Annotated in this window: 18 protein-coding genes and 1 pseudogene; 9 read left to right on the forward strand and 10 right to left on the reverse strand. The window is 71.3% G+C overall.

All coding sequences use genetic code 11. The features are described from left to right. Together ACWEN3_RS16700 and ACWEN3_RS16705 are read right to left on the reverse strand one after the other, a co-directional pair. Nucleotides 1-3,999, reverse strand: a pseudogene (locus ACWEN3_RS16700) (type I polyketide synthase); the annotation flags it as partial. Nucleotides 4,000-4,070: 71 nt separating this feature from the next. After that, complete coding sequence (locus ACWEN3_RS16705) at nt 4,071-4,556, reverse strand: phosphopantetheine-binding protein (protein WP_452971010.1); 486 nt, start codon at nt 4,554-4,556, stop codon at nt 4,071-4,073. 94 nt (nt 4,557-4,650) lie between these two features. Here ACWEN3_RS16705 and ACWEN3_RS16710 point away from each other — a divergent pair, with 94 nt between their 5' ends. The 6 genes from ACWEN3_RS16710 (at nt 4,651) to ACWEN3_RS16735 (ending at nt 11,923) form a co-directional block, all read left to right on the forward strand. After that, nucleotides 4,651-5,481 carry a helix-turn-helix domain-containing protein gene (locus ACWEN3_RS16710; protein WP_452970972.1) on the forward strand — a complete coding sequence of 277 codons (831 nt, stop codon included), beginning with the start codon at nt 4,651-4,653 and terminating at the stop codon, nt 5,479-5,481. Continuing rightward, complete coding sequence (locus ACWEN3_RS16715) at nt 5,468-5,659, forward strand: DUF397 domain-containing protein (RefSeq protein ID WP_452970974.1); 192 nt, start codon at nt 5,468-5,470, stop codon at nt 5,657-5,659. Before ACWEN3_RS16710 ends, ACWEN3_RS16715 begins: the two co-directional genes overlap by 14 nt. A gap of 223 nt (nt 5,660-5,882) precedes the next feature. Further along, the gene (locus ACWEN3_RS16720) at nt 5,883-7,226 is read left to right on the forward strand and encodes an FAD-dependent oxidoreductase (protein ID WP_452970976.1); all 1,344 of its coding nucleotides are present in this window, start codon (nt 5,883-5,885) and stop codon (nt 7,224-7,226) included. A 419-nt stretch (nt 7,227-7,645) separates the two neighbouring features. Continuing rightward, entirely contained in the window at nt 7,646-10,423 is a 2,778-nt protein-coding gene (locus ACWEN3_RS16725; RefSeq protein ID WP_452970978.1) for a BTAD domain-containing putative transcriptional regulator, read from the forward strand. A 190-nt stretch (nt 10,424-10,613) separates the two neighbouring features. Further along, nucleotides 10,614-10,958, forward strand: a complete 345-nt coding sequence (locus ACWEN3_RS16730; protein ID WP_452970979.1) for an STAS domain-containing protein — start codon at nt 10,614-10,616, stop codon at nt 10,956-10,958. Beyond that, entirely contained in the window at nt 10,955-11,923 is a 969-nt protein-coding gene (locus tag ACWEN3_RS16735; RefSeq protein WP_452970982.1) for an anti-sigma factor RsbA family regulatory protein, read from the forward strand. The genes ACWEN3_RS16730 and ACWEN3_RS16735 overlap by 4 nt, the downstream gene beginning before the upstream one ends. 530 nt (nt 11,924-12,453) lie before the next feature. Here ACWEN3_RS16735 and ACWEN3_RS16740 read toward each other — a convergent pair. Further along, nucleotides 12,454-14,283: an AMP-dependent synthetase/ligase gene (locus ACWEN3_RS16740; RefSeq protein ID WP_452970984.1), complete on the reverse strand. Its 1,830-nt coding sequence runs from the start codon at nt 14,281-14,283 to the stop codon at nt 12,454-12,456. Between the two features lie 221 nt (nt 14,284-14,504). Here ACWEN3_RS16740 and ACWEN3_RS16745 point away from each other — a divergent pair, with 221 nt between their 5' ends. Continuing rightward, a complete protein-coding gene (locus tag ACWEN3_RS16745) occupies nt 14,505-14,666 on the forward strand; it encodes a hypothetical protein (RefSeq protein WP_452970986.1) in 162 nt (53 codons plus the stop codon). Here the strand turns inward: ACWEN3_RS16745 and ACWEN3_RS16750 are convergent. Continuing rightward, a complete protein-coding gene (locus ACWEN3_RS16750) occupies nt 14,663-14,824 on the reverse strand; it encodes a hypothetical protein (protein WP_452970988.1) in 162 nt (53 codons plus the stop codon). The genes ACWEN3_RS16745 and ACWEN3_RS16750 overlap by 4 nt on opposite strands. A 147-nt stretch (nt 14,825-14,971) precedes the next feature. Between ACWEN3_RS16750 and ACWEN3_RS16755 the strand changes: the two genes are divergently transcribed. Next, nucleotides 14,972-15,538 carry a TIGR03086 family metal-binding protein gene (locus tag ACWEN3_RS16755; protein WP_452970990.1) on the forward strand — a complete coding sequence of 189 codons (567 nt, stop codon included), beginning with the start codon at nt 14,972-14,974 and terminating at the stop codon, nt 15,536-15,538. A gap of 25 nt (nt 15,539-15,563) precedes the next feature. Here the strand turns inward: ACWEN3_RS16755 and ACWEN3_RS16760 are convergent, their stop codons facing one another. The 4 genes from ACWEN3_RS16760 to ACWEN3_RS16775 all read right to left on the reverse strand — a co-directional run bounded on the left by ACWEN3_RS16760 (nt 15,564) and on the right by ACWEN3_RS16775 (nt 19,190). Continuing rightward, nucleotides 15,564-16,010: a lytic transglycosylase domain-containing protein gene (locus tag ACWEN3_RS16760; RefSeq protein WP_452970993.1), complete on the reverse strand. Its 447-nt coding sequence runs from the start codon at nt 16,008-16,010 to the stop codon at nt 15,564-15,566. Between the two features lie 310 nt (nt 16,011-16,320). Then, nucleotides 16,321-17,523 carry an alpha/beta hydrolase family protein gene (locus ACWEN3_RS16765; protein WP_452970996.1) on the reverse strand — a complete coding sequence of 401 codons (1,203 nt, stop codon included), beginning with the start codon at nt 17,521-17,523 and terminating at the stop codon, nt 16,321-16,323. Between the two features lie 158 nt (nt 17,524-17,681). Beyond that, nucleotides 17,682-18,848 carry a PP2C family protein-serine/threonine phosphatase gene (locus ACWEN3_RS16770; RefSeq protein WP_452970998.1) on the reverse strand — a complete coding sequence of 389 codons (1,167 nt, stop codon included), beginning with the start codon at nt 18,846-18,848 and terminating at the stop codon, nt 17,682-17,684. A gap of 126 nt (nt 18,849-18,974) precedes the next feature. Next, nucleotides 18,975-19,190 (reverse strand): hypothetical protein, encoded by a 216-nt coding sequence (locus ACWEN3_RS16775; RefSeq protein WP_452971001.1) that lies wholly within the window; start codon nt 19,188-19,190, stop codon nt 18,975-18,977. Between ACWEN3_RS16775 and ACWEN3_RS16780 the strand changes: the two genes are divergently transcribed. Further along, nucleotides 19,189-19,605, forward strand: a complete 417-nt coding sequence (locus tag ACWEN3_RS16780) for a hypothetical protein (RefSeq protein ID WP_452971003.1) — start codon at nt 19,189-19,191, stop codon at nt 19,603-19,605. The genes ACWEN3_RS16775 and ACWEN3_RS16780 overlap by 2 nt on opposite strands. Nucleotides 19,606-19,666: 61 nt before the next feature. On the opposite strand, the gene ACWEN3_RS16785 is transcribed toward ACWEN3_RS16780, so the two are convergent. After that, on the reverse strand, nt 19,667-20,779 hold the full coding sequence (locus ACWEN3_RS16785) for a sensor histidine kinase (protein WP_452971005.1): 1,113 nt from the start codon (nt 20,777-20,779) through the stop codon (nt 19,667-19,669). After that, the gene (locus tag ACWEN3_RS16790; protein ID WP_452971008.1) at nt 20,776-21,444 is read right to left on the reverse strand and encodes a response regulator; all 669 of its coding nucleotides are present in this window, start codon (nt 21,442-21,444) and stop codon (nt 20,776-20,778) included. Before ACWEN3_RS16790 ends, ACWEN3_RS16785 begins: the two co-directional genes overlap by 4 nt. Between the last annotated feature and the right edge of the window lie 123 nt (nt 21,445-21,567).

Consider the following 21,567-nt stretch of genomic DNA (forward strand, 5'->3'; position numbering starts at 1 on the left):
GTCGGTTTCGAGCAGCACGATCCGGCCGGGGTTCTCCGCCTGGGCCGAGCGCACCAGTCCGCCCGCCGCGGCGTGCGCGAGGTCGTCACAGCGCGCCACCAGCACCAGGCGCGACGTCCGGTCCTCGGCGAACCAGCGCTGAACCAGCCGCAGCACCTCGGTGGTGACCGCGCGGACCCGCTCGGCCCCGGTCGCCCCCTCCGGGCCGTCGGGGCACGGGACCACGACCACGTCCGGCTGCGACGCCCCGTCGGGCCCGGCCAGTGCGTCGATGTCCGGGACGTACGCGGCCTCCGTCCCGTGCGCGTCGTCGGAGGGCAGGGTCAGCGGCGCCCGCACGACGGTGAACATCGCGTCGCCGTCACGCTCGCGGAGCTGCCCGGCCGACACCGGGCGCAGGGTCAGCGACCCGACGGACGCCACCGGCTCGCCGGCGCCGTCGGCCACCAGCAGGGACACCGCGTCCGGACCGGCCGGCGCCAGCCTGACCCGTACGGTGGACGCGCCCACGGCGCGCACCGACACCCCGGACCAGGCGAACGGCAGGAGCGGCCCGTCCGCCTCGGCGACGAGGGAGCCGCCCGCGCCGATCGCGTGCAGCGCCGCGTCCAGCAGCGCCGGGTGCAGGAGGAAGGAACCGGTGTCCGTGCCGTCGGGGAGGGCGACCTCCGCGAAGACCTCCTCGCCCGCGCGCCAGGCGCTCCGCAGTCCACGGAACGCCGGTCCGTAGGCCAGACCCAGGGCCGCCAGCCGGTCGTAGAAGCCGTCGAGGTCGACCGGTTCGGAGCCCGGCGGCGGCCACGCCGTGAGCGTCCGGCCGGCGGCCGCGGCGCCCGTCTCTTCGGTCCCTTCGGTGACGAAGCCGGTCGCGTGGCGGACCCAGGGCAGGCCGGCGTCGTCCTCGGGGCGCGCGTGCACGGTCAGCGGCCTGCGGCCGGTGTCGTCGGCCGCGCCCACCCACACCTGGACCGCGACGCCGCCCCGCTCGGGCACGACCAGGGGCGCTTCGAGGGTGAGGTCCTCCAGCGACGCGCAGCCCGCTTCGTCGGCGGCGCGCACGGCCAGTTCGACGAACGCGGTGCCCGGCAGCAGCACGGTTCCGAGCACGGCGTGGTCGCTCAGCCACGGGTGCGTGCGCAGGGACAGCCGGCCGGTCAGCAGCCGCTCGTCGCCGCCGGCCAGGGAGACGGCGGCGCCCCGCAGCGGATGGTCGGCCGAGCCCAGGCCGGCGGCGCGGACGTCACCGGGAGCGGCCGGTGCGGTGTCGAGCCAGTAGCGCTCGTACTGGAAGGCGTAGGTGGGCAGGCCGACGCGGCGGGCGCCGGGGAAGAAGGCGTGCCAGTCCGGGGAGACGCCGTGCGCGTGCAGTTCGGAGACGGCGGCGACGAGTGCGGCCCGCTCGGGGCTGTCGGCGCGCAGGGCGGGCACGGTGAGCACGTCGCCGTCCAGGCAGCCCTGGGCGAGGGCGCTCAGCACGCCCCCCGGCCCGATCTCCACGAACGTCGTCACGCCCAGGTCGTGGAGAGCCCGGACGCCGTCGGCGAAGCGGACCGCCTCACGGACGTGCCGGACCCAGTACTCCGGGGTGTACGACTCGGCCAGGCGGCCGGTGAGGTTCGAGACCACCGGGATCCGCGGCTCGCTGAAGACCAGACCACGGACGACCTCCGCGAACTCCTCCAGCATCGGATCCATCAACGGCGAGTGGAACGCGTGACTGACCTTCAGCCGGGACGTCTTACGCCCCCGGGCGGCGAACGCCTCGGCAATCGCCGTGACCGCGTCCTGCGCACCGGAAACGACCACGGACCGTGGGCCGTTGACCGCCGCCACACCGACCTCGTCGGTCAGGTGCGACAGCACCTCCTCCTCGGTCGCCTGGACCGCGATCATCGCCCCACCGGCGGGCAGCGCCTGCATCAGCGCGGCACGGGCGGACACCAGCCTCGCCGCGTCCTCCAGCGACAGCACCCCGGCCACGTGCGCGGCCGCGATCTCCCCCACCGAGTGACCGGCCACGTAATCCGGCCGGACGCCCCACGACTCCAACAGCCGGAACAGCGCGACCTCGACGGCGAAGAGTGCGGGCTGGGCGGCGCCCGTGCGGTGCAGTTCCTCCGAGTCGACGTCGACCGGGGCGTCGAGGTGCGCGCAGACCTCGTCGTACGCGGCGGCGAACGCTGGGTAGGACGCGTACAACTCGCGCCCCATACCCAGGCGTTGGGAGCCCTGGCCGGAGAAGAGGAACCCGACCCGCCCGCCGGTGCCGGACTGGCCGCGCGCCACGCCCGGGGCCGGGGAGCCGGAGGCCACGGCCCGCAGCCCCCCGTCGAGTTCGGCCCGTGTCTCGCCCTGGACCACCGCGCGGTGTTCCAGGGCCGTGCGTGTCGTGGCGAGCGAGAACGCCACGTCGAGCGGGGGGACTTGTGCGTCCGTCCGGGCCAGCAGGCGTTCGGCCTGTGCGCGCAGGGCCTCCTCGGTCCTGCCGGAGATCACCCACGGCACCGGTCCGCCGTCGGCCGGACGCGCGGCCTCCGGGACGACGGCCTCGGCGCTCTCCGCGCCCTCCTCCGGCGCTTCCGGGGCCTCGGCTTCCTGTGCGAACGCCTCGGCCGACGGGGCTTCCTCGATGATCGTGTGCGCGTTGGTGCCGCTGATCCCGAAAGAGGAGACGCCGGCCCGGCGCGGCTGGTCCGACGCCGGCCAGGGCGTGCGCTCGGTGAGCAGCCGTACGGCCCCGGCTGACCAGTCGACGTGCGGGGACGGCGCGTCGACGTGCAGCGTGCGGGGCAGTTCGCCGTGGCGCATGGCCATGACCATCTTGATGATGCCTGCCACACCGGCCGCGGCCTGGGTGTGGCCGATGTTGGACTTGATCGAGCCCAGCCACAGCGGCCTGTCGTCGGGGCGGCCCTGCCCGTACGTCGCGAGCAGCGCCTGCGCCTCGATCGGGTCGCCGAGCCGGGTGCCCGTGCCGTGCGCCTCCACCGCGTCGACCTGTGCCGTGGTCAGCCGGGCGGCGGCCAGGGCCTGGCGGATCACCCGCTGCTGGGAGGGGCCGTTGGGGGCAGTCAGGCCGTTGGACGCGCCGTCCTGGTTGACGGCGGAGCCCCGGACGACCGCGAGGACCTCGTGTCCGTTGCGGCGGGCGTCCGAGAGGCGTTCCACGAGCAGCAGGCCGGCGCCCTCGCCCCAGCCGGTGCCGTCGGCACCGGCCGCGAACGCCTTGCACCGGCCGTCGGGCGCGAGTCCGCGCTGCCTGCTGAAGCCGACGAAGGTGGCGGGGCCGACCATCGCGGTGACGCCGCCCGCCACGGCCAGCGAGCACTCGCCGCTCCGCAGCGACTGGACGGCCAGGTGCAGCGCCACCAGGGACGACGAGCAGGCCGTGTCGACCGTGACGGCCGGGCCTTCGAGGCCGAAGGTGTAGGCGACGCGGCCGGAGGCGACGCTGCCCGAGGTGCCCGTCCCCAGGTAACCCTCCAGGTCCTCCGGGGAGTTCTGGAGGGCGGCGAGGAACTCGTGGTTCATCACGCCGGTGAACACGCCGGTCCTGCTCCCCGCCAGCGAGGCGGCATCGATGCCGGCCCGCTCGAACAGCTCCCACGACGTCTCCAGCAGCAGCCGCTGCTGGGGGTCCATGGCGAGCGCCTCGCGGGGCGAGATCCCGAAGAGGCCGGCGTCGAACCGCGCCAGGTCCCGCAGGAACGCGCCCTCGCGGGCGTAGCTGGTCCCGCGGGACTCAGGATCCGGGTCGTAGAGCGCGTCCAGATCCCAGCCGCGGTCGGCGGGGAACTCCGAGACGGCGTCGCGGCCGCCCGCGACCAACTCCCACAGGTCCTCGGGCGAGTCGACCCCTCCCGGGTAGCGGCAGCTCATCCCGATGATGGCCACCGGTTCCCCGGCGGCGTCCTCGTAGTCACGAAGGCGCCGCCGGGTCTCCTGGAGATCTGCGGTGACTCGCTTCAGGAAATAGCGGAGCTTGTCCTCGTTCGCCACCGAAATCGTCCCTCACCCCTGCGATGACTTGACGGAATTCGGCAAGGGATCACCGGGACACGCCAAAGCGGTCAGGAAATCCCGAATTCCTTGCCGAGCAGATCGAATACTTCGTCGTCCGTGGCTGATTCCAGATCGCGGCCGCCCACACCAGGGCCTTCCTGGGCCGTCACCCCGCCGGATTCACCGGCAATCGCCAATACGGCCCGGAGCTTCGACAGGATCCGGTCGCGCGCTTCACTCTCCGACAACTTCGTGACCAATTCTTGTTCCACCCTGTCCAGATCGGCAAGTAGGGAATCCACTAGGGCCGGTTCGGCCGCCCCCGCCGTCTCCGTGAGCACGTGACGGGCCAGGAGAGCGGGTGTCGGGTGGTCGAAGACCAGCGTCGCGGGGAGCCGCAGCCCGCTCGCCCTGTTCAGCCGGTTGCGCAGTTCGACGGCCGTGAGGGAGTCGAAGCCCAGGTCCTGGAAGGCGTGTTCCGGCCGGACCGTACGCTCCGACACGTGCCCGAGCACCGCGGCGACCTCGGCCCGGACCAGGTCCAGGACGCCGATCGCCCGGGCCGTGCTCGGGCCGGACGGGACGGTCGCCTGGCAACCGCCCGGTGGCCGGGGACTCGTGCCGGCGGAGGGACAGGGAGCGGGGCCGGTGCAGTCGCGCGGTGAGAACCTGTCCTCGGCGCTGAGCCGTTTCGCAGACGCCGCACAGCGGTGCCGGTTGGCGGCCGGACTCTCCCGCCGGGAGGTCGCCGAGCGGACGCGGTGCGCCGAGGCGGACGTCGAGCGGATGGAGAACGCCGAGCAGATGCCCTCCCGCAGCTACGCTGTGGAGGCCGACCGGCTTCTCGGCGCGGACGGCGCCTTGGCAGCTCTGTGGCCTTCTCTCGTCAAGTCCGCCTATCCCGAGTGGTTCTGGCAGGTCATCGAGTTGGAGCAGCAGGCCAGTTTCGTCCAGGAATTCGAGACTGTCGCCATACCTGGTCTGCTGCAGACGGAGGCCTACGCTCGTGCCGTCTTCTGCACCGCCCATCCGACGGCGTCAGCGCTGCAGATCGAGCAGTTCGTGACCGCGCGGCTGGACCGGCAGCGCATCCTGGACAGACGCGATCCGCCGCAGATCATGATTGCACTCGACGAGGCGGTGCTGCGTCGCCGCGTCGGCGGGAGCCGGACCATGAGCGAGCAGCTCGGACACCTGCTGGCGGTGGCCGGCCTGCCCAGGGTGCACGTACAGGTCGTCCCGTTCAGCGTGCGCGAGCACCCCGGGAGCATGACTCCCTTCCGCATCATGGGCTTCCGCGAGGGCCGGGACTTCTTGTACGGGGAGTCGTTCATCGGGGGCCAGGTGACCACCGACGTCCATCAACTCAGCCAGCATCACCTGGCGTTCAACCTGATCCAGGCACATGCGCTGTCCCCGCAGGACTCGCGCGTCCTGATCCGTCGGCTGAGAAAGGAAATCGAAGGTGGACCCGACTGAGCTGCGCTGGCGCAGGAGCAGCCACAGCATGGGAAACGGAGGCAACTGCGTGGAGGTCGCCGATGCCCAGCACGCCGTCTTCGTCCGGGACAGCAAGGACCCCGACGGTCCGGCGTTCCGGTGTGGCCGGGAACAGTGGCAGGCGTTCGTCACAGCCCTGGGCGACGACGGGGACTGACCACGGATGTCCGCGCGCCCGACCTGTGCACGCGGGCATCCCGGCCGCTCGGGCCGGGCTGCGGCCCATGTCGGTGTCCGCGAACTGGCCTTTCGGAGAGGGGACTTCTACACTCCTCATCTTCATGACCGGCCCGGTGCCTCTTCGTTGCGGCATCGGGTGCGCCAACGAGTGGATTCTCCACCGGCCCGAGCCGGTGGTTGCCTCGAAAGAAGGTCCAGCCATGGGTTCGGTCCGCGGGCATGCGGTGGTCATCGGCGCGTCGATGGGCGGGCTTGTCGCGGCGCGTGCGCTGGCCGGGAGATTCGCCCGGGTGACGGTCGTGGACCGGGACTCTCTGCCCGGGGACGCGCGGGACCGGCGAGGGGTACCGCACGGCGGCCATGCACACGCGCTGCTCGTCAGCGGGCAGAGCACGCTCGAAGCGCTGTTTCCCGGCCTGACCGAGGAGCTCGTCGCGGGCGGAGCGGTGCCCTTCGATCCGGGATCGGACCTGCTCTTCCACCAGATGGGCGGCCATCGCGTCCGGTTTCCCAGCGGCATGCAGGGAATCAGCCTCACCCGTGCCTTTCTGGAGCACACCGTACGCGCCCGCGTGGCGGCACTGCCCACCGTGCAGGTCCGCGACCGTCTTGCGGTGTGCGGGCTGACCGGGTCGGCCGGGACGGTGAGCGGGGTCGAACTGGACGGGGGCGAGAACCTCGCCGCGGACCTGGTGGTGGACGCCACCGGTCACAGCGGCACACGGTCCAACCGGTGGCTGCACGCCCTGGGTTGCCCGACACCCGATGTGGCCACCGTCAAGGTGGACGTCGCGTACGCCACCCGGCTGCTGCGTCGCGGTGCCGACGACCGACTGCTCGACGGCGTACTGATGTACCTGACAGCCGGCGTTCCGCCGCACGACAAGAGAGCGGCCGCCGCCTTCCCCGTCGAGGGCGACCGGTGGGTGGTCACCCTGGCCGGCTGGCACGGCGCCCATGCGCCCGTCGATCCGCAAGGGTTCGCGAAGTACGCCGCCGAACTGCCGACTCCGCACATCGGTGAACTCATCGCCCGCGCCGAGCCGGTGGGTGAGCAGGACGCGAGCAGGTTCACCTATCCGCAGTCCCGCCGGCGTTTCTTCGAGCGGCTGCGACAGCCGCCCGCGGGCTACGTGGCGATCGGGGATGCCCTGTGCAGCTTCAATCCGGTGTACGGGCAGGGCATGAGCGTCGCCGCCCTGGAAGCGGTGGAACTCGGCCGCTGCCTGGACCGGTTCGGCACCGCGTCGTACCGGATGGCCCGCGCGTACTATCGCGCGGCGGCCAAAGTGATCGCCGGCCCGTGGCAGGTGGCGACGGGCGGCGACTTCATGTACCCGGAGACGGTGGGCCACCGGCCGCCGGGCACCGACCTGATCAACCGCTATGTCCGGCAGGTGCTGCTGGCCAGCCACGTTTCGGTGGACGCCCACCGCGTCGTCCTCGGCATGCAGCACCTGCTGGTCCCGCCGAGCGCGGCCCTGCGGCCCGTCACGGTGGTGCGCAGCCTGCTGGCCGCCCGCCGGTCACCGGCCCGCACGTGACCTGCGCTCCCGCGGCCCGGGTGCCGGCGAGTTGCCGCCGCGCACCGGGTCGCGCGAGCGCCAGGAGCGTAACGGCTCCCACCGATTTCCCGCAGTCCGCTCATTTCCTTGCGGCGCGGGCGTTTTGCGCCCAGGATGTTCGCACTCCGCGCTCTCGATGTACTGCTGGAGGTCCTGTGACTGCACCCCCGCGGATAGGCGCGGGTGTCCTGAGCCGGCGGCCGGGCCGCGTCGGACAGGACCAGTCCGGCCCTGTGGGTGCGCGTCGCACCGGCGTCCTCCCCGTCGGCCGCGATGCCGCACGTCGCGCACTGCGGGAGGCCGCCCCTGGCCGGTGTGCCGGCTCCTGCACGTGTCCGGCCCGGGAACCGGCCCGCATCAGTCCCGTCTTGCACGGGTGACGACCGGCGGAGCGTGTGATGCGGTATCAGGTCCTCGGTACGCTCGGACTGTGGCGCGGCAGCGAGGAGATTCCCCTGGCTCCGGCGAAGTGGCGGATGCTGCTGGCCGTGCTGCTGTGCGATGCCAACCAGGTCGTCTCCACCGACCGGCTGGTCACGGAATTGTGGGGCGCGGATCCCCCGCAGAGCGTGGGCAAGCTCCTTCAGGGCTATGTGTCGCGGGTACGGCGGGCGCTGGGGGACGAGTCGGGCCGACTGCTGGTGACCCACGCGCAGGGGTACCGGGCCCACGGTTACCGGCTCGTCGTGGGCTCGGGTGAGGTCGACGCCCACCGGTTCGTGGAGCTGATCGAGCAAGGCGGGCGCGAGCTCGACGGCGGTGCGGCCGAGACCGCCGCCGAGTACCTGGAGGAGGCGCTGGGGCTGTGGCGCGACGCCCCCTTCGCCGACGTGCCGCCGACGCCCGCCCTGGAGGCGGAGGCGATGCGCCTGGCGGCGTACCGCGCGCAGGCGCGGGAGGCGCGCATCGAGGCCCGGCTGAGGCTGGGCCGCCACGAGGCGGTTCTGGACGAACTCGATACGCTGGTGGTTGAACACCCGCTGCGCGAGGCCTTGCGGGGCCAGTTCATGCTGGCGCTGTACCGGGCGGGCCGGCAGGCCGACGCGCTGGCCGCCTACCAGGACCTGCGGCACCGGCTGGCCGAGGAACTCGGCATCGAGCCGGGCCCGCCGCTGCAACGGCTTCACCAGCAGATCCTGCGAGCCGACGCGTCGTTGCTGCTCCCGCCCCCGTCCCCCGTCGAACCGGCGCGGACCGCGGACCGCAGGCCCGTCGTGGTCCCCAGGGAGCTTCCTCACCTCAGCACCACCTTCGTCGGCCGCGCCGCCGAGAGCTCGGTGCTGCACCGGCTGCTGCAGGACGGCGGTGACGGACGGGTGGCGATGGCCGTGATCGACGGTGCCGGCGGGGTGGGCAAGTCGGCTCTGGCCATTCACACCGCCCACCAGCTCGCCGAGCGCTTCCCGGACGGCCAGTTCTACGTCGACCTGCATGGAGCCACCGCCGGGCTGACGCCCCTGGAACCCGGTGAGGTGCTCGGCCGGTTCCTCACCACGCTCGGCGTGCCGGAGGTGGCCATACCGTCCAACACCGAGGAGGCCGCTGCCACGTTCCGCTCGCTGGTGGCCGACCGACGGCTGCTGGTCGTGCTCGACAACGCCGCCGGCGCCGAGCAGGTCCGGCCACTGCTGCCTGCCGGGCCCGGCTGCGCGGTGCTGATCACCAGCCGGGAGTTGCTGACCTCCTTGGAGGGCGCCACCTACCTGCATCTCGGCGTGATGTTCCACGACCAGGCGACCGCCCTGCTGGAGCGGCTCGTCGGCGCGGAGCGGGTCGCCGCGGAACCCGAGGCGACCGACGCGATCATGCAGTTGTGCGGACGTCTTCCGCTCGCCCTGCGCATCGTCGGCGCCCGCATGGCCGCCCGCCCCGGCTGGCCCCTGAGCACCTTCGTGGAACGGCTGACCGATGCGCAGAACCGGCTCGACGAGATCCGGGTGGGTGATCTGTCGGTGCGCGCCAGCTTCCACGCCAGCTACGACGTCATCTGCCACAGCGGCAACCCCACCGATCGGGCTGCCGCCCACGCCTTCCGCTTCTTCGGAGTGCTCCCCGGTTCGAACATGGGGCTGACGGCGGCGGCCGCGCTGCTCGACGTGGACAGCTGGCAGGCCGAGGACGCGCTCGAGCGGCTGGTCGACGCGCATCTGCTGCACAGCCTCGCCCCGGGCCGCTACCAGATGCACGACCTGATCCGCCTCTTCGCACGGGAGCAGGTGATCGCGGAGGAGCCGCCCGCCGAGCGCGAACAGGCCCTCGAACGCGTGCTGCGCTTCTACCTCGCCACGGCCGAGCGGGCGGTGGCCTTCCTCGACATGCCGCAGCTGACGCACCGCGCCGCACAGGACCCGAGCGCCCAAGGCGCCGCTCCGACGCCGTCGATCCGGGACCGCCGCGAGGCCGAGGCATGGCTGGACGTCGAGCGGGCGAACCTGATGGCCGCCGTCACCCACGCCGCGACGCAGTCCGGCTCCACGGCCCGGCTCGCGTTGCGGCTGGCGCGGCCGCTGCACTGGTACCTCTACCCGCACGCACGCGCCCGGGAGTTGCACACTCTGGCCGACCTGGTCATCGCAACCGCCCGGCGCCTGGGTGACCTGGAGTGCGAGGCGTGGGGCCTGGACCACCTGTCCGCAGTGCACTGGCTGCTCCGGAAGTACGACGAGATGCACGAGTGCCTTCAGTCGGCGCTCGACCTCTGGCGCGCGACCGGCGACCGTGACGGCGAGCTGCGCACCCTGGCCAACCTCGCGCACGCGCTGGCCGAACGGGAACTGTACGAGGAGTCCGTGGCGGTGCAACGCCGGCATCTCGCCCTGGCACAGGAGGCCGGAGACCGCATGGCCCAGGTGACCGGCCTGGGCAACCTCGGACAGGCGTTTCTGGGGCTGGACCGGACCGAGGACGCACTGTCCTGCCTGCGGCAGAGCCTGATGCACGCCGGAGAGATCGGCGAGCGGGCCCTGGAGAGTCTCGCCCTCAACGAGATCAGCCTCATCCTCTTCGACCAGGGCAGGATCCAGGAGGCACAGGAGTACATGAGACACGCGACCGTCCTCGGGGACGCAGACCTCGGCACTTACGTGCGCTGGCGCGGCTACACCTGGAGCGCGTTCTTCCCCGCCTGCCTGACACTGCGCGTCGGCCCCTCGGAGGTGGAGGAGCCAACCAAATGACGATGCGTCAATTTGCCTACGGGCAGCCGAGGCCCATCCCGGCAGCGGCCATGCCCGGCCCTCCGTCTCGTAGTCCCCCGCCATCGTCGACGGCGCAAACGCACATGCAAATCACGGGTGTTAGAAGGAGCTCTTGAGAAGCAATCCCCTCCCACGGATGCAACCAGTGGTCCCCTTGCTAGGAGATCTGATGGAAGTCATTGCACACTCCGACGAGCGCATGCTCCGGATCACGCCGACCGTCGACCCTCCGGGCCTGCGCCTGGAGGGGGAACTCGACGCGACGCGGCACCATGAGGTCCTGGAGGCGCTGTCCCCGCTGTCGGCCGGGGGCGGCGAGGTGCGGCTCGACCTGGCCGAACTGCGCTTCATCGACCTCGGCGCCCTGCGGCTGCTGGCAAGCCTGGTGGAGCGCCGCGGTAACGGGGTCCAGTTCGTCCTGGACAACCTGTCGCCGCAGATGGAGAACCTGATCGAGACTGTCAGCTGGGAGCGCTTGCCCGGACTCGTCCAGGGACGGAAGGAGACCGCATGACCGCCGAGGCACCAGCGGACCGGCCGGCGGAAGCCGGTCCGACGAGCGCATCGCAGGGAGTCCAGCACTGCGCTCTTCTGTACGAGGACGAGCAGGAGTTCCTCGCGGGCTCCCTGCCCCACCTGCGCGAGGGCATCGAAGCCGGCGACCCGACGTTCGCGGTCACCCCCCGGCAGGAGGCCGAGGTGCTGCGCGACTCGCTCGGACGGGACGCCGCGGCGGTCCAGTTCATCGACCCGTCGGACTTCTACAGCACTCCGGTGCGGGCGATGGCCGGCATGATCGCCGTCGCCCGGTCCCTCGGCTCACGCCCGGCGTGGGTGGTGGCGTCGGCGGACTGGTCCAAGTACCCGGATGCGATGGAGTGGGTCCGCTACGACTCGATCTTCAACATGGGCTTCGCCAACGCCGATTTCCGGGGCTACTGCTGCTACAACACAGCGGTCCTCGCCCCAGAGGTCATCTCACTGGTGCGCCAGACCCATCCCAACCTCCACGAGGGCGCCCGACTGCGCAAGAACCCGGACTACCGCAACCCTCGTGACTTCGTCGCCGACGTCGACAGCCGGCCACTGCCGCCGTCCCCGCACTCCGCCGCATCGATAAAGGTCCGTCCCGACGACCTGCACGCCGTACGGGCCTTCGTCGCCGAACAGGCCAAGCACTGCCAAGTGGCGGGCGACGCGCTGTACAACCTCCTCGTCGCCGTCACCGAGGTGGCGACCAACGCCGTCCGGCACGGCCGGGCACCGGTGTCCCTGCGTGCCTGGCCCGACAACGGCCTCGTATGCGAGATCACCGACTCCGGCCACTGGCAGCCTGAGGAGTTCCTCAGCTGGGTACCACCGGAGTCCGCTCTGAAGTCCGGCTTCGGCATCTGGGGCGTCGGCATGCTCTGCGACACCGTCCAGGTACGGACCGGCCCTCAGGGAACCGCCGTTCGCCTGCGAGTCTGCAGGAAGTGAAGCGAGCCGGTGGCATGCGGGCAGGGCCCTGAGCGTGTCACCGCGGACCGTGCGTCGGCATCCTCGCCCACCTAGAGGAGGGGCGAGGATGCCGATCCACTCCCTTTCAGGCCGCCGGCCGGCCAGGTCCCGCCGCGCCACTGGCGCTCGCTGCGGGTGCCTGTCTGCGGCGAAGCCGATCTCTGCGGCACAGGCCGATACGGGCCAGATCGAAGGGCCATCGCTCGGCCCCTTCGACGGCAAGGGCCTCTTGGAACCCGGCTGCTGGTCGTCGGCGGGGGCAGTGCGGCCGAGACGTGCGGCAGGTTTCTCAGACGCGGCGACACCGCGCCCAGGCTTCGCGTTGGGCGCGCCGGGCCGTGTGCGGTGGCGGCGCGCCGTAGGAGAGAGTCGGACTTCGCGACACTGGCGGAGTCCGCGGAGACCGTGACGCCGTCCGCGCACCGATGCTCTCGGACGTGCCCTCGAACTCCCCCTGCCCGGCGGCGAAGTGTCCACCGACGGCCCGCGCACAGTCGTCGGACGCCTGCTCAGGAGGACGCGTAGAGCTCCTCGATGTCCGCCGCGTACGCCTTCACGATCGCGCCTCTCTTCAGTTTGAGGGACGGCGTCATGAGGCCGTCGGCGACGCCGAACTCGGTGGGAAGGATCCGGAACGCTCGAATCGACTCGGCCCGTGACACGGCGCTGTTCGCCATGGACACGGCCCGCTGGATCTCCGCGTGCAGGTCCTTGTCGACGGTCCGGGAGTTGGACGTCTGCCTCCCGCCCGCCTGGTGCCAGTGCTCCGACGCCTCCAGGTCCAGGGTGATCAGGGCCGCGATGAACGGCCGGTTGTCGCCGACCACGACGCACTGGGAGATCAGCGGGTGTTTCCGCAGTCTCTCTTCAAGAAGCTGAGGGCTGACGCTCTTCCCGCCGTTGGTGACGATGATGTCCTTCTTGCGTCCGGTGATCACGAGGAAGCCGTCGTCGTCGAGAAAGCCCACGTCGCCCGTCGCGAACCAGCCGTCGCGCAACACCGCTTGGGTGCCCTCCGGGTCGCCGTGGTAGCCGGAGAACACGACATCGCCGCCGACCCAGATCTCTCCGTCCCGTGCGATGTGGATGGCACAGCCCGGCAGCGGCCTGCCCACCGTGCCGAACCGGGGACGGCCCGGCGGTTGGCTGGTCACCGCGGCGGTGGTCTCGGTGAGCCCGTACCCGTCGTGGATGGTGATCCCGGCACCGGCGAAGAAGAGACCGAGCTCCCGGTCGAAGGTCGAGCCACCGGATGTGGCGTTCCGGACACGGCCGCCCAGCACCGCCCGCAACCGCCCGTACACCAGGCGGTCGAACACCGCGTGCGCCGCCCTGAGCATCGGCCCCGGCCCGGAGCCCTCTCCCTTGTCCCGCCGCTCCATCTCCTCGGCATACCGCACGGCGATCGCCGCCGCCCTGTCGAACAGTTGCCCCCGCCCCGCCTCCTCGGCCACACTGCGCGCCCTGTGGAAGATCTTCTCGAAGACGTAGGGCACGGCGAAGACGTACGTCGGCCGGAAGGACGCCAGCGCGGGGAGCAGGGCGGCGGGGCCGAGGTCGGGCTGGTGGCCCAGCCGGACGCCGCCGCGCATGCACACCACCTGCACCATCATGCCGTAGATGTGGGCCAGCGGCAGGAACGCCAGGATGGACGGCTGCTCCCCCGGCTCGGAGATGATCCCCTTCCAGCCCTCGTACAGGGTGTCGCACTCGGCCGCCAGATTGGCGTGCGTGATCACGCACCCCCTGGGGTGCAGCCCGGTGGTGCCCGACGTGTACGCGATGGTGGCGACTGACTCGGGTATCACCGCCCGGCGGTGACGGTCCACCTCGGCGTCCTGGATGTCCCGGCCCCAAGCCGTCAACTGCCCTACGCAGTCCGCGTCGAGCTGCCATATCGAGCGCAGCGGCGTCCCGTCGCAGGCCGCTCCCACGGTCATGGCATGTTCCTCGTGCTCCACCACGATCGCCGCCACCTGGGCGTTCGACAGGATCCAACGGACCTGATCCGCGGAGGAGGTGGGATAGACGGGGACGACCGTGGCGCCGATCGACCACAGGGCGTAACAGAGTTGCGTCCACTCGTACCGTGTCCGGGACATCACGGCGACCCGCTCACCGAACCGTATGCCGGCGGCCAGCAGCCCCTTCGCCAACCCCATCACCTCGTCGCGGAACTCCGCCGCCGTGACCGGGACCCACTCGTCGCTGTCCGGTTCGCTGTCGCGCCGGGCCAGCTGTTCCAGTTTCGGGTCGTGCTCGGCCACGTCGAACACCGAGTCCGCGAGTCCACCCTTGGGCAGAGTCGCCACCAGCGGCGGAAGGCTGAAGTCCCGCACCGCACCCCCTCGTTGAAGCGTCACCCCGCCGCTTCTCACGGGGGCCAAGGGCGCAAAATACCGGCCACGGACCTGGCTGCCTAGGGTCTTGACCTCGCTTGCTCGCATGTGCGGTGAAGCGGTTGCACATTGAGGGGCCGGCTCGACCGGACACGGGGGAAGCCGACACGGCTGACCTGGCAGGACGCGTCGACATACCTCGCGACCGCTGTCCCCGCGATGTGCCTTCACTCCGGCGTACGACACCCACTGGTGCCCAGCGCCAAGAGCTGGTCGAGGCCCTCGCCGACAACGCGCTCCCCGAGGCCGGCGCCCTCTACGCCGCCCTCGACATGCCGTTCGCCGTCCTGGTCGGCCAGATCTCCGCGGCCTACCGGGCCTAGTCACTCGTACCGGCCGGCAGCACGGCGGGGGCGATGCCGGTGAGGCCCCGTGCGACGAGGATCTCCCGGCGGTCCGATCCGTCGAGGCCGGCCGCGCAGACACTGCCGCGCCCTTCGCCGACTGCATGATCGTCCAAGCCCGCGGAGATGACGGGCACGTGAGCGGCTTCGTGGCCGAGAAGGGCACACCCGGGTTCGACACCGAGGAAATCACCCCACCGCACGAACCGGACCGCCGATGAGGCGACCGGGCCGGAGTTTCCTGCGGCACGATTGAGTCGACGGTACACGGAAGGAAGAAGCGAGTGGGATCTTCAGTTCAACATCTGTATGAGCGGATCGCGGGACGCTTCGAAGATCTGATCGCAAATTGCCCATCCGGCAGATGGGAAGATCCCTCTCCGTGCCCCGGATGGACGGCTTGGGATGTTGCAGCCCACGTCGTCTCCAATCATCGGCGAGCCACTGCCGGGCTGGATGGATCAGGCTATTCCACGCCCGGCCGGGGCGAGGATCTGCTTCAGGCGTGGAACTCGGCATCCGCGGAAATCAAAGACGCACTACGAACCCCCGAAAAGGCATCCGCCCTCCTGGGTGAAGAGTTCGGCTCCATCCCCTTCGAGGAATTCGTGAAGCGGATGGCGTGTGCGGACACCTTGATTCACACGTGGGACCTCGCGCGAGCAACCGGACAGGACGAGACGCTGGACGCCGAGGCCGTATCCGTGGCGACGGGGATTCTGCTGCCCGAAGACGACGACATTCGAACACCGAAGGCATTCGGGCCCAAGGTCGCTTCGGTCGCTGATGCGGACGCCCAGACCAGGTTGCTGAATTTCCTTGGGCGGCAGGTTCAGAGCCGGCCGGAATGAGGGCCAGTCGGCCGCGCTCATCCGGTCACGGTGTCGCGCGTCCCTCCGCGTCCGCCAGGACCTCGGCGGCCCGGCCCCGGTACGCACGGAAACGGCGCAGGTACGACCGTGCCATGGGGCCCGGCGGGACGCCCCGGGCGAAGGAACGCATGTTGCGTTCACCCGTGTTGTAGCCCAGGGCGAGGAGTTCGTCGCGGGTGTAGCGGCGCACGCGCCGCCCCGGAAGGCTCCGGTCGAGGTCCTTCAGGTGCAGGGCCGCCGCGTGGATGGCGAAGGCGGGGTCGTCGCGAAGGTCCTCCCACCGGCCCGACAGGCCGTGCGCCCGCCGAACCCGCTCGAAGGTCACACGGTGCATGTTGGCCACTCCGAAGGACGCCCCGGGCTTCCACCACTGCCACAGCCGCTCCAGCAGCGGGTGGTGCGGCTTGTACGCCTCGTTGTGGAGCACGGTCATCACCAGCACGGGGGACACGCCGGCCTCCCCGGCGCTGCGCACCACAGTTGCCGCGTAGTCGGCCGGATCGTAGCCGCCGGGCCGCAACGGTGGCGTCGGGACGCTACCGCGGCCCACCGCTCCGGGCCGTTGCTCTGACGCAGCGGTCGATCGCTCGGCCATCCTCACTCCCCTCTCCCTGCCGCCCGCCGCCGCGCGGACGGCAGGGCACCCACCTTCCTGGGATGCACGTGCCCGCGTGGCCAGCCCTCAATCCAGCCTCCCGGACGCGTCGTTCCGCCTCCCCCGGCCCGAAGCTCGCGCGAGAGTGTGGTCGTCCGAACGGGTGTCAGGGAAGGAATGTCACCTCGGGGAAGGCCGCGCACGGCCCGTCGAGCAGGTGCCCCCGGCGGTGCCGCAGATGAAGGTCGAAGAAGGCGAGCGGGTACGCCTGCTGGATCCGCAACGCCCGCGCCGGATCGAGCGTTCCGATCCAGCGCCGAAGTTCCTCGTCGCTCATTCCGACCGCCTTCGCCAGCTGCGGGATCAGTACCTGGTTGTCGCAGTACGACGAGTGGACCGCGCCCTCGGCCTGGATGTTGAGCCGCCATCCCCGCAGGTGCGACCAGAACTCGGCGACGCTCGGCTCCTCGGCCCGGGTGAACACGGCCGTCATCATCATGAACGGCCGGTCCACATCGTTGGTGACGGTCGGTTCCATCGGGCCGTCGAAGCTCAGGCCCGCCCGGACGCGCCGGTCCTCGATCATGACGAGGGCGGTCGCCGTCCCGCCCTTCGACCAGCCGAACATGCCGATGCGGTGCAGATCGAGGGCGCCGGACAGGCCGGCCGGCAGCGGCCGGTGCTCGGCGTCGGGGTTGCGCCCGGCGTCGAGGTCCTCGATGCGGTCGAGGACGAACCGGATGTCCCTGGCGAAGTCCGCCGGTCCCAGCATGTGTTGCGGGTCGTGAAGGGGGACGACGACGCGGCCGTCCGGGAATTCACTGAAGGCGTCGTACGTGTGGTCCACCGTGACGACGACGTATCCGTGGCTGGCGAGTTCCTGAACCACCACGGTGGCGTCGGAGCGGTGGTCGTGCGCGCCGTGCGAGAACACGACGACGGGCAGGCGTCCGCCCGTTCGCCGTACCGGGGCGCCCTCGCGGCCGGCCGTGAGCGGCGCGAGCACGGCGTCGGCGCCGAACCCGGCGGACGTCAGGAGCGCCCGCAGAGGGGCGGCGGCCATCCAGGACGCCCGCGGGTACCGCCGGACGTCCCGCGCGGGGTACCAGACACTGGCCATGAGCTCGCGGGGACGTCCCGGGCCGCCCGCCGGATCCGGCCGTGAGCCGTCCACGAGGTGCAGCGACACCGTGCCCACCGGGTACGGCCCCGTGGGCTCGGGCAGGACGAGCCGCGCCGGGCCGGGAGCGGTCCGGGCGGCCCACGCGGGGCGTGCGACGCCGAGCGGCACTGCGGCCCCAGCCGCCAGTGCGGTGCCGAGCAGGTGACGACGCGTCAGCCCGCTGCCTTTACTGCTGTTCAGGTCCATGGCGGAACGCTGTCATGCGGTGCACTCGGGCACATCCGACCGGCGATTGGACGACCGCCGCGCATGCGTCCACGGGTCTACATCCGTGGATTGAGCGCCAGGCCCCGAACAGCTCACGCACCGCCCCCACTTCCTCGGCTCAGAAGCCCAACTCCCCGTCAGACCGCGGACGGAGGACAGTCGTCAGGGCGGCTGCGCCGCGCGGTTGTCTGCCGGCCCAGGCGGCCGTCGACGCGCTCGAGCAGGACGAGGGCCGCGTCGTCCTGTTGCCGGCCTTTCCCGTGGCGGAGGAGGTCTTCGCGCAGCCTGTCCAGCATCGCCGAGCCGTTCAGCCCCGTCCAGGACTGCAACCGCTGCACCAGGGGATAGAACGTGCCCTGCCCGTCGCGGCATTCGGTCACTCCGTCGGTGTACAGCAGCATCCGGTCCCCCCGCCGGAACCGAGCACTGAGCACCTGGTGACCCTTTTGCGTCAGGTCGCCGAGGCCCAGGGGCAGGCTGCTCGTCGGCGGGGTGAGGGGGATCGCGCGACCGCTGCCGCGCAGGAGAAGGGGCCGGGGATGGCCGAACCGGACGACGCGCACCACTTCCTCGTCCGGGATCTCGATCACTACGGCGGTGGCGAAGCACTCGGAGAAGGCGTCCTGTGACCGCACATGGCGTTGCGCGCTGTCTTCCAGTCGTCGCGCCAGTCGGTCCAGGGACCTCTCGGTGTGCGCGGCTTCGCGGAAACAGGTCAGCAGAGCCGCCGCGGCATCGACCGCGGGCAGGCCCTTGCCGCGGATGTCGGAGATCAACACCCGGACGCCGAAGGCCGTGTCGAGGCATTCGTAGGCGTCTCCCCCGATGCGGGCCTGGTGGTGTGCCGCGAGATACACGCCGTGCAAGCGGACTGGTCCGAGCCGCTCGGGCACGGGGCGCAGTACGACGCGCTGTGCCGTCTCGGCGATCAGTCTGACGTTGACCAGTTCCTGTTCCCGGCGCAGCCGCACGGCGCCGGCCCACACGCCCGCGACGGTCACGGCGGCCACGCTGAGAATCGTCACCTGGAACGGGGAGTCGATCAGCCATCCGTTCACCCATGCGATCAGGCTGGCCGCGAGACCGGTGAGCAGCCCGATGCAGACGATGCCGGTCACGGTGCAGGTGGCCGCCGCCAGTGCGGGCACGGCCGCGAGCACGGGTCCGAACCGGGCGCGGAAGGGGGCCCAGGCGTCCAGCATGGCGGCTGCGGTGAGAGCGAGGACAGGCACGCTTCCTTTGCGCAGCGTCTCGGGCAGCGCGCACCGGGGGCGGGGTATGCGTACGCGCCACGGTATGGCCATGGGTCTCTCCTGTGACGGCGATCTTCGTCTGCGGCGGCGGGGCTGCGGCAGACGGTGCCAGCACCGTCCTGGAGATCACAGACGTCACGACCGCGACGTCCGCAAGCGACTCGTCTCCGCCTGGGGCTACAGCATCGCCCGCGTGTCCTGGAGCTGGGGTCCGCCACTTGGGGGAAGCGGTGGTGGACCCTGCGCGCCGACCCCGCCGGACGGCATGTGCCGCCTGACCTCGTACGCCGGGCTCGGCCGGCCCTGGAATGCGGGGGCGGTGAGCGCCTGATCGCCGGCCCTTTCCTGGTCGCGGCGCATCCCGGACGCCTTCACGATCGTTGGACTATTCATGATCACATTCCCTCTGGGCCGAGCCGTCGTCTCGGCGACGACCGCAGTCGTCCTGGCCGCGGGTGCTGCCGTGGCATGCCCCGCCACGGCCGTCCACAAGCGGCACCTGACGCTGACCAACAGCGCGAACGGTCAGTCCGTCACCGCACACACCGGTGACACGATCACCGTCCGCCTCGCAGGGAGGCGGACCGCGACGGCGACGTGGAAGTGGAGCTCCCCCACCGCCGCCGACGACGAGGTCCTCCGTAAGACGGCCGGCCGTCTCGGCCCGAACGGCGACGCCAGTGCGACGTTCCGCGTCACCGACACCGGGAGGAGCACGCTCGACTCCCTGATGCGGTGCGTGCCCAAGCCCGGCAACGTCTGCTCGCACGCGGTTCTCTTGTGGCAGGTCACCGTGACGGTCCAGTAGCACCCCTCGTCCTGAGGCGCCCGGCCGTGAGCACGATGCGCCCGGCCGGGCCGGGTCCGGTTCACCGGTTTCGGTCGACCGGCAGTTCCAGGTGGAGTTCATAGCCTCCTTGGGCCGTGGGGCCGGAGGTGACGGTGCCGCCGAGGAGTTCGGCTCGTTGCGTCAGGCCGACCAGGCCGTGCTGGGCGCTCGGCAGGGCCAACGCACTGCGGGTGGGAGCGGTGTTGGTGATGGTGGTGCGCAGAGCACTGCCCCGGTGGGTGATGCGCACGGTCGCGGTGGCGCCGGGGGCGTGTTTGCGGACGTTCGTCAACGCTTCCTGAACGGTGCGGTAGACGGCGCGCTGCACCGGCGGCGGCAGTTCGTCGGACAGATCGGTTTCCAGTTCGGCTTCGATGCCGCTGGCGTCGACCAGACGCTCCAGGTCGGCGAGGGAGGGTTGGGGGGTGAGCTCCGTCGGACTGCTGCCGGAGGCCCGCAGGACGCTGACCATGTGCCGCAGTTCGTCCAGGGTCTGCACGCTGAGGCGGCGGATCGTGGTCGCGGCCTCTCGCGTCGCGGCGTCCTGGCTGCCCACCTGGAGCGCTCCGGCCTGTACGGCGATCAGGCTGACCTGGTGGGAGACCACGTCGTGCATCTCCCGGGCGAGCTGGGCGCGTTCCTTCGCGAGAACGCTCTGGGCGGTCAGCAGCCGTTCGTGCTCGCGGGCCTCGGAGATGTCGGCGAGCCGCAGGGACAGTTCGCGTCGCGCCTGGACGAGTTGGCCCAGGAAGACAGGGGCGGCGGCGGTGGCCAGGGTGTAGCTGAGGTGGAAGAGGTTGTTCGTCTGGGACAGTTCGGTGGCGTCCAGGGACGACCAGGGCCAGGGCATGTAGTCGATGACCGCGTAGGTGAAGGCGCAGCCGGCCAGCAGGAAGCGGTGGCGGTTGAGCGAGGAGAGCGTGTACAGCGCGGCCATGGGGGCGACCACTGCGTCGGTGACGAGGGCGGTGGGGAGCGTGAGGGCGAAGGTCGTCAGGGGCAGGCGGCGACGGACGGCGAGGGCGAGTGCGCCGAGCAGCGCGCAGGCGGCGGCGGGTTGCTCCCGTACGCCGACATGGGCCCATGCGTCCGCCAGCGCGATCCCGACGAGGGCGATGTCGAGCTGCAGATCCGGCGGCCGTCGCAGGCTCACCGAGCGCCGTCGCCCTGTTCGGGCTGGAGCAGGCCCGCGCGTTCGGCGATCAGGGCGGCCTGGACTCGGCTGCTGACCCGCAGTTTGCCGAGCACGTTGGTGACATGGCCTTTGACGGTGCCGGTGCTCAGGTGCAGCCTTTCGCCGATGTCGGTGTTGGCGAGTCCTTCGGCCATGAGGGCGAGTACAGCGCGCTCGCGCTCGGTGAGCCGGCCGGTGAGACGGACGGCGCCGGGCTCGCGCACACCGTGGTCGAGGTAGCCGTCCACCACCAGCCGGGTGACCTGGGACGACAGCACGGTCCCTCCCTCGGCCAGCTTGCGCACCAGGTGGGGAAGCTCCTCGGGGTCTGTGTCCTTGAGCAGGAATCCGGCGGCGCCCGAGCGCAGAGCCGTAGCCACGTACTCGTCGGCGTCGAACGTGGTGAGCATGGCGACCACCGGGGGCTGCGGCATACGGCGGAGGTCGGCCAGAATGGTGAGGCCGTCCACGTCCGGCATCCGGATGTCGAGAAGGACGACGTCGGGCTGCAACTCCCGCACCGTACGGACGGCCTGGCCGCCGGGTACCGCCCCGACGACATCGATGTCGTCCGCCGTGTTCAGAATGTGCGTGAAGCCCGTGCGGATCAAGGCTTCGTCGTCGACCACCAGTACCCGGATCACGTGCGCTCCGCTCGTCGCATACCCCCGATCGATGCATACCCCCTCGGGAGCCCTTCGCAGGTGACCGGCGCGCAATACCCGCCGAATGGCCGCATGACCTCAGCCGGTCGGCCGGGGTGCCCC

The organism is Streptomyces sp. NPDC004561, assembly GCF_053602155.1.

What these genes read in the sequence shown, in the direction of transcription:
- ACWEN3_RS16720 (WP_452970976.1), top strand. Translation starts at nt 5,883, where the DNA reads ATGGGTTCGGTCCGCGGGCATGCGGTGGTCATCGGCGCGTCGATGGGC.
- ACWEN3_RS16725 (WP_452970978.1), top strand. Translation starts at nt 7,646, where the DNA reads ATGCGGTATCAGGTCCTCGGTACGCTCGGACTGTGGCGCGGCAGCGAG.
- ACWEN3_RS16730 (WP_452970979.1), top strand. Translation starts at nt 10,614, where the DNA reads ATGGAAGTCATTGCACACTCCGACGAGCGCATGCTCCGGATCACGCCG.
- ACWEN3_RS16735 (WP_452970982.1), top strand. Translation starts at nt 10,955, where the DNA reads ATGACCGCCGAGGCACCAGCGGACCGGCCGGCGGAAGCCGGTCCGACG.
- ACWEN3_RS16765 (WP_452970996.1), bottom strand. Translation starts at nt 17,523, where the DNA reads ATGGACCTGAACAGCAGTAAAGGCAGCGGGCTGACGCGTCGTCACCTG.
- ACWEN3_RS16770 (WP_452970998.1), bottom strand. Translation starts at nt 18,848, where the DNA reads ATGGCCATACCGTGGCGCGTACGCATACCCCGCCCCCGGTGCGCGCTG.
- ACWEN3_RS16780 (WP_452971003.1), top strand. Translation starts at nt 19,189, where the DNA reads ATGATCACATTCCCTCTGGGCCGAGCCGTCGTCTCGGCGACGACCGCA.
- ACWEN3_RS16775 (WP_452971001.1), bottom strand. Translation starts at nt 19,190, where the DNA reads ATGAATAGTCCAACGATCGTGAAGGCGTCCGGGATGCGCCGCGACCAG.